A 7,169-nucleotide genomic window follows, 5' to 3' on the forward strand; every position below is an offset into this window, starting at 1 on the left:
TTGTTGAACATTTGCTCTAAAGTTTTAATTTCACGTTGATTCTAGGGCGTTTCTTGCCTTTTTAATGCCCATCGGGCGGGCGCACCTTCCCCTACCACCGGCCCGCCATCCCGCTTCCGCAGCGCCGCAAGGATAGCCGCCTGTAGGTTATTCTCCTGCTTTCCCGTGGCCGCTGGCGACTTTCCGGCCAACAGGGCCTTGCAGATATCGTCCGCCGTCATGGGCCTCTCAGCCCGCCGTAGGGTGTCCACGACGGCCCTGTATAGAGTGCCGCGCTTGAACCAGGGATTGCCCACGTTCCGGCGCTTGGCTGAGATCGCCCGGGCGTTGAAATCCGGGTCTAGCATCTTCATGACGGCTTCAACCTGCACCATCTGGGACCGGAGCTTGTCGCCTGACTTGCGGTTGGTCTCGATCTTCCCGGCTAGCTCAGCGTGAAGCTGGGTCAGAGTATGCAGGGCTTGTTTGGATAGGATTTCGGCGCGGGGCATCGGACGACCATGCTATTGTTGACCAATGGCGTGGCTTCGCGATTTCCATCAAACCCTAAGCTACAAAATCGGCTACGCGCATGGGCTGCGCAATCGTCGGCCGTTTTCGTGCCCGTGGTGGACTGATCGGGTGGTTTATAGCCTCGCCTTCATGGACGGATTTAAGAGCAGGCCCCAAAAATAGCTTGTGGCGTTTGCGCCATAATACCGGGGCCGCGCACCTTTCGTTCGCTGCTGCGTTATTTCGGCAGCGCGCGGGCGGCGCTGGAGCGGCTGCCGGACATGGCGCGACGCGGCGGCGCGTCACGGCCAGGACGTATCTGCGGCGAGGACGATGCGCACGCCGAACTCGCGGCCGGCAAAAGACTGGGCGTCAGCCTCGTCGGCCCCGGTGAAGCCAGCTATCCGCCACGGCTCGCAACCCTTGACGATGCGCCGCCGCTGCTCGGCGTGCGCGGTGCGCTTGAAGTCTTGATGCGGCCGATGATCGCGATCGTGGGTTCGCGCAACGCGTCCGGCGCCGGGCTGAAATTCGCCGGCAAACTGGCGCATGATCTCAGTGACGCCGGCTTTGTCATCGCCTCGGGTCTCGCGCGTGGCATTGATCAGGCGGCGCACCGCACCAGCATCCACGGCGGCACGGTTGCGATGCTGGCCGGCGGCCATGACCGGATCTATCCGCCGGAACATGAGGATTTGCTGGCCGCGATCCTGGCATCAGGCGCTGCGATTTCCGAAATGCCGCTCGGCCATGTGCCGCGCGCCCGCGATTTTCCCCGGCGTAACCGGCTGATTTCGGGTGCCGCACTGGGCGTGGTCGTGGTCGAGGCCGCCCATCGCTCGGGATCGCTGATTACGGCGCGCATCGCCGCCGAACAGGGCCGCGAGGTGTTTGCTGTTCCCGGTTCGCCGCTCGATCCGCGCGCCGCCGGCACCAACGATTTGATCAAGCAGGGCGCGACGCTGATTACCGAAGCCGCCGACGTTATTCAGGCCGTAGAGCCGATCATGGAACGGCCGATCATGTTGCGCGAGCCTGACGGCGAACCTCTCGACTTCGAAGCCGATGCAAGCGAGCGTGCGCGGATCGTCAATCTGCTGGGGCCGAGCCCGATCAGTCTCGACGATCTGATCCGAATGGCGGACGCCTCACCAGCCATCGTGCGCGTGGTGCTGCTGGAGCTGGAATTGGCCGGACGGCTGGAACGCCATGGCGGCGGACTGATATCGCTGATTTAGGGGCTCTCCGGGCGACCATCCTTCGAGACGCATCGCTACGCGATGCTCCTCAGGATGAGGTTTCCAGTTGCCCTCATGGTGAGGAGGCGCGAAGCGCCGTCTCGAACCAAGATGCCGCGGGGACAGCCTCACTCTGCCGCGTTCCGCCCATCGAACCGCGTGCGCGCGCTTTCGATTTCCGGCTGATGCTCATGCGCCCACGCGCCGAGCGCTTTGACCGGCGTCGATAACCCGCGTCCGAGATCGGTCAGTTCATAATCGACCCGTGGCGGAATCGTCGGGAATACGGTTCGCGTCACCAGGCCGTCGCGCTCCAGCCCGCGCAAGGTCAGGGTCAGCATCCGTTGCGAGATGCCGCCGATCATGCGCTTGAGTTCGTTGAAGCGGCGCGGGCCACCGCCGAGCTGCATGATGACGAACACGCTCCATTTGTCGCCGACCCGCGCCAGCACCGAGGCGACCCCGCGACAATCGCCGTCGAGGTGGGCGTTGGGCGGCAGGACGGGAACTCTGGTGTGCTCAGGTTTCAAGGATGTGCCCGGGTTTCAAAAATGTGCGTTCTTGCGGGGTTTTAGGACAGTCACTCATATAGCGCCAGTTACAAACTTATACCAAGGGTGACCCATATGAAACTCCTGCACATCGATTCCAGCGTTCTCGGCCCGCACTCCGTCAGCCGCCAGGTTTCCGCCGCGATCGTCGACCGCCTGCGTCAGGCAACGCCCGGTCTCGATATCGTCTATCGCGACCTCACCTCGACGCCGCTGGCGCATCTGTCCGGCCCACATCTGGCCGCAGCCCAGGGTGCGGTCCCTGAAGCAGCCCTGCTGCCGGACATCGCCGCCAGCCAGGCCGTGCTGGAAGAATTTCTCGCTGCCGACATCGTGGTGCTCGGCGCGCCGATGTATAATTTCACCATTCCGAGCCAGCTCAAGGCCTGGATCGACCGCATCCTGGTGGCCGGCAAGACGTTTAAATATGACGCACAGGGCGTCCAGGGCCTGGCCGGCAACAAGCGCGTTATCATCGCGGTGTCGCGCGGCGGTTTCTACGGCGCCGGCACGCCGATGGCCGCTTTAGAGCATCTCGAAACCTATCTGCGCGGCGTGTTCGGCTTCATCGGCGTCAAGAACCTCGAGTTCATTGCCGCCGATGGCATCCAGGTCGGACCGGAACACCGCGAGAAGGCACTGGCCGGCGCCCTGCAAGCCGCCACGGATCTCCATGCGGCATAATTAAGAGAGACGAGAAACGGTCATGCCCGGACATCTGGCGCAACGGCGCGCCTTTGTCCGGGCATGACGAACTTGAACTTGAGCCGCTAGCCGCGATAGATCGGGGCGCCGGCCGGAGACGCCGTCGAGCCGCCATCGATGAATATTTCCTGGCCCTGCACATGCGCGGAATCATCCGACGCCAGGAACAGCACCGTCTTGGAGACGTGATCCGGCTCACCGATCCGGCCGAGCGGCGTGGTCGCGCCGATCCTTTTTTCGAAGGCTTTCTCGGCCTCCGGCGTCGCCAGCGCAGCACCCCAGATCGGCGTCCGGATCGCACCAGGCGCGACCACATTGACACGGATATTACGCGGCGACAGTTCCGACGCCATGACCCGTGCCATCGCGCGTACGCCGGCCTTGCTCGCCGCGTAGGCGGCATAACCGGGATTGCCGAGCACCGAGATCACCGAGCCGTTCAAGATGATGGAAGCGCCGTCGTTCAGATAGGGAACCGCGGCCTGTACGGTAAAGAACACCGCGGTCACGTTGGTCCGAAGGACGTTTTCAAAGATTTCCAGCGTCGCGCTACCGAGCGGCGTACCGCCGGCAATACCTGCATTGGCGAACACGACGTCGAGTTTGCCGAATTTTTCGACGCCCTTCTTGATGGCGGCTTCGGTGGCCGCGATATCGGTGGTGTCTGCCACAACCGCAAGCGCGTTCGGCCCCAGCTCCCTGCCCGCCGCCTCCAGCGTCTCTTTATTGCGCCCGGTGATAATGACCTTGGCGCCCTCGGCCACGAACAGTTTCGCCGTCGCGAGCCCGATGCCGCTGTTGCCCCCGGTAATGAACGCCGTCTTGTTCGCCAAACGCATGATCGTCTCCAGTGGTTGCATTATTAAACTATATTGCCATCTAGGGTATCTGGTTTCATAACGCAACTACACAACGGAGTGATCGGCGGTATCGGGGACAACGATCGCTAGGAGGTCACGGTGAAACGCAAAAGCTTTGCAGGCGACGGATGTCCGATCGCGCGATCGCTCGACGAGATCGGCGACTGGTGGTCGATGCTGATCATCCGCGAGGCGCTGTTCGGCGTCCGCCGGTTCGGCGAGTTTCAGAAGAAGCTCGGCCTGGCCAAGAACATCCTCACGGTGCGGCTGCGCGCGCTGGTCGACCATGGCATCCTGCGGACGGCGCCCGCTTCCGACGGCAGCGCCTATCAGGAATATGTGCTGACGCCAAAAGGCCACGGGGTTGTCCCGGTGCTGGTGGCGCTGCGGCAGTGGAGCGAGCAATTCGACGATGCGCCGGAAGAAATCGCAACGATACTGGTGGACCGAGAACAAGGCCGCCCAGTGCGCAAGCTGGAATTGCGTTCGCAGGACGGCCGGCTACTAGGCGGCGGCGATACCATGTTGAAGCCGAATCCAGCCGCGAAGCGGCGGCGGCGCGGCTAATCTTTTGTTTTGACGCGTTTTCTTGACGCGAACCGGTACCCACGGAGCCTGTCATCGGGCGCGCATTCGCGCGACCCGTTGGCTTGAAAACGCTATCCGTCTCAGGACAGTTTGCGCTTGCCGCGCAGCCGGAGGTACTCCTCCGCTTCCAGTTCGGCCATCCGGAGCAAATGGCCGAGCATGTCCAGCCGATGACCGCGCGCCAATCGAACCAGTTCGGCAGCGGTTTCCGCGATAAAGGCCGCAGCCTCGTCCGGACCACCGTCCCCGTGCTCCCCGCGCAGCTCATCGTCCTTCGAACGACGAATTCTACCCGGAGGCGCGCGCTTGCGGCCGCTCTTTGTCTTGGTCAAAACGGATCCAGTGCGGTGTCCCGTCGCAGAATACCCCTTTTTGGGGTACAACTCTAGGACGGTATTTTGCAACCATTTAGATATTAAGTCAGACCCGAAAGGCCCTCTTTCAACATCTGTCGATTTGACAGCGACCTCCGCTACACCCATGTTCGGTTCGAAACGGCCGCCGCGAATCTCGCGAGACCGGCCCATATTTTCCCCTTAAGCTATTGGAATGACATGAATATCGTCATTGTCGAGTCGCCGGCGAAAGCCAAGACGATCAACAAATATTTAGGCCCGTCCTACGAGGTTCTGGCCTCGTTCGGCCATGTCCGCGATCTCCCGGCGAAGAACGGATCGGTCGATCCGGATGCCAATTTCCAGATGATCTGGGAAGTCGACCCCAAGGCAGCCGGCCGCCTCAACGACATCGCCAAGGCTTTGAAGGGCGCCGACAAGCTGATCCTCGCAACCGACCCCGATCGCGAGGGCGAAGCGATCTCCTGGCACGTGCTCGAAGTGCTGAAGGAAAAGCGCGCGATCAAGGACCACAAGATCGAGCGCGTGGTGTTCAACGCCATCACCAAGCAGTCGATCACGGACGCGATGAAGCATCCGCGCGAGATCGACGGCGCGCTGGTCGACGCCTATATGGCGCGGCGCGCGCTGGATTATCTGGTCGGTTTTACATTATCGCCGGTGTTGTGGCGCAAATTGCCCGGAGCGCGCTCGGCGGGCCGCGTGCAGTCGGTCGCGTTGCGGCTGGTCTGCGACCGCGAGCTTGAAATCGAGAAATTCGTTCCGCGCGAATACTGGTCGTTGGTCGCGACCCTGACGACGCCGCGCGGCGACGCTTTTGAAGCGCGGCTGGTCGGCGCCGACGGCAAGAAGATTCAGCGGCTCGACATCGGCACCGGCGCGGAAGCCGAGGATTTCAAGAAGGCGATCGAGACCGCGAATTTCACGGTCTCCACGGTCGAGGCCAAGCCGGCGCGGCGCAACCCGGGACCGCCCTTCACCACCTCGACGCTGCAACAGGAAGCCAGCCGTAAACACGGCTTCGCGCCAGCGCACACCATGCGGATCGCGCAGCGGCTGTACGAAGGCATCGACATCGGCGGCGAGACCACCGGCCTCATTACCTATATGCGAACCGACGGCGTGCAGATCGACGGTTCGGCAATTACCCAGGCCCGCACGGTGATCGGCGAGGATTACGGCAACGCCTATGTGCCGGACGCACCGCGCCAGTATCAGACCAAGGCCAAGAATGCGCAGGAAGCCCACGAAGCCATCCGTCCGACCGACCTGTCGCGCCGCCCGTCCGAGATGCGCCACCGCCTCGATGCCGATCAGGCCAAGCTCTATGAACTGATCTGGATCCGCACCATTGCAAGCCAGATGGAATCCGCCGAACTGGAACGCACCACGGTCGATATCGCGGCCAAGGCCGGCGCCCGCCTGCTGGAACTGCGCGCCACCGGGCAAGTCATAAAGTTCGACGGCTTCCTCGCACTCTATCAGGAAGGCCGCGACGACGACGGCGATGACGACGACTCACGCCGCCTGCCCGCGATGAGCGAGGGCGACGCGCTCAAGCGCAAGGATCTCGCGGTCACCCAGCACTTCACCGAACCGCCGCCGCGGTTCTCCGAGGCCTCGCTGGTCAAGCGCATGGAAGAACTCGGCATCGGCCGGCCCTCGACCTACGCCTCGATCCTGCAAGTGCTCAAAGACCGCGGCTATGTCCGGCTCGACAAGAAGCGGTTGCATGCCGAAGACAAGGGCCGCGTCGTGGTCGCGTTCCTGGAGAACTTCTTCGCGCGTTATGTCGAATATGATTTCACCGCGGCGCTGGAAGATCAGCTCGACCGCATCTCCAACAACGAAATCTCCTGGCAGCAGGTGCTGAAGGATTTCTGGGGCGACTTCATCGGCGCCGTCAACGAGATCAAGGACCTGCGGGTGACGCAAGTCCTCGATTCGCTCGACGACATGCTGGGCCCGCACATCTATCCGCCGCGCGCGGATGGCGGTGATGTCAGGCAATGCCCGACCTGCGGCACCGGCAAACTCAATCTCAAGGCCGGAAAATTCGGCGCGTTTGTCGGCTGCACCAATTATCCGGAGTGCCGCTATACCCGTCCGCTCGCCGCCGACAGCGAAGCCAGCGCCGATCGTATCCTCGGCAAGGATCCGGCGACCGAGCTCGATGTCGTGGTGAAGGCCGGACGGTTCGGTCCCTATATCCAGCTCGGCGAGCAAAAGGATTACGCGGAAGGCGAAAAGCCCAAGCGCGCCGGTATTCCGAAGAACATGTCACCCGGCGACATCGAACTCGAGATGGCGCTGAAACTGCTGTCACTGCCGCGCGAGATCGGCAAGCATCCGGAGACCGGCGAGCCGATCACGGCGGGG

At 62.7% G+C, this 7,169-nt stretch carries 7 protein-coding genes and 1 pseudogene; 4 read left to right on the forward strand and 4 right to left on the reverse strand.

Annotated features, from left to right (window positions below; translation table 11 throughout):
* Nucleotides 1-41: 41 nt before the first annotated feature.
* Entirely contained in the window at nucleotides 42-491 is a 450-nt protein-coding gene (locus tag GSQ88_RS30170) for a hypothetical protein (RefSeq protein ID WP_159011507.1), read from the reverse strand.
* Nucleotides 492-701: 210 nt separating this feature from the next.
* On the opposite strand from GSQ88_RS30170, the pseudogene dprA reads away from it, so the two are divergent.
* A pseudogene (gene dprA, locus GSQ88_RS30175) lies at nucleotides 702-1,730 on the forward strand (DNA-processing protein DprA); the annotation flags it as partial.
* A 128-nt stretch (nucleotides 1,731-1,858) separates the two neighbouring features.
* Here dprA and GSQ88_RS30180 read toward each other — a convergent pair.
* A complete protein-coding gene (locus tag GSQ88_RS30180) occupies nucleotides 1,859-2,260 on the reverse strand; it encodes a winged helix-turn-helix transcriptional regulator (protein ID WP_159011509.1) in 402 nt (133 codons plus the stop codon).
* Between the two features lie 96 nt (nucleotides 2,261-2,356).
* Between GSQ88_RS30180 and GSQ88_RS30185 the strand changes: the two genes are divergently transcribed.
* Nucleotides 2,357-2,965, forward strand: a complete 609-nt coding sequence (locus tag GSQ88_RS30185; protein WP_159011511.1) for an FMN-dependent NADH-azoreductase — start codon at nucleotides 2,357-2,359, stop codon at nucleotides 2,963-2,965.
* 86 nt (nucleotides 2,966-3,051) lie between these two features.
* Here the strand turns inward: GSQ88_RS30185 and GSQ88_RS30190 are convergent, their stop codons facing one another.
* The gene (locus tag GSQ88_RS30190) at nucleotides 3,052-3,825 is read right to left on the reverse strand and encodes an SDR family NAD(P)-dependent oxidoreductase (RefSeq protein ID WP_174248154.1); all 774 of its coding nucleotides are present in this window, start codon (nucleotides 3,823-3,825) and stop codon (nucleotides 3,052-3,054) included.
* A 120-nt stretch (nucleotides 3,826-3,945) separates the two neighbouring features.
* Between GSQ88_RS30190 and GSQ88_RS30195 the strand changes: the two genes are divergently transcribed.
* Complete coding sequence (locus tag GSQ88_RS30195) at nucleotides 3,946-4,413, forward strand: winged helix-turn-helix transcriptional regulator (protein WP_159011515.1); 468 nt, start codon at nucleotides 3,946-3,948, stop codon at nucleotides 4,411-4,413.
* A 101-nt stretch (nucleotides 4,414-4,514) separates the two neighbouring features.
* On the opposite strand, the gene GSQ88_RS30200 is transcribed toward GSQ88_RS30195, so the two are convergent.
* Complete coding sequence (locus GSQ88_RS30200) at nucleotides 4,515-4,766, reverse strand: hypothetical protein (RefSeq protein WP_246785119.1); 252 nt, start codon at nucleotides 4,764-4,766, stop codon at nucleotides 4,515-4,517.
* 222 nt (nucleotides 4,767-4,988) lie between these two features.
* On the opposite strand from GSQ88_RS30200, the gene topA reads away from it, so the two are divergent.
* The coding region (topA, locus tag GSQ88_RS30205) for a type I DNA topoisomerase (RefSeq protein ID WP_159011517.1) at nucleotides 4,989-7,169 on the forward strand (2,181 nt) is incomplete at its 3' end.

Source organism: Bradyrhizobium sp. S69 (assembly GCF_009766005.1).
Taxonomy (GTDB): domain Bacteria; phylum Pseudomonadota; class Alphaproteobacteria; order Rhizobiales; family Xanthobacteraceae; genus Bradyrhizobium.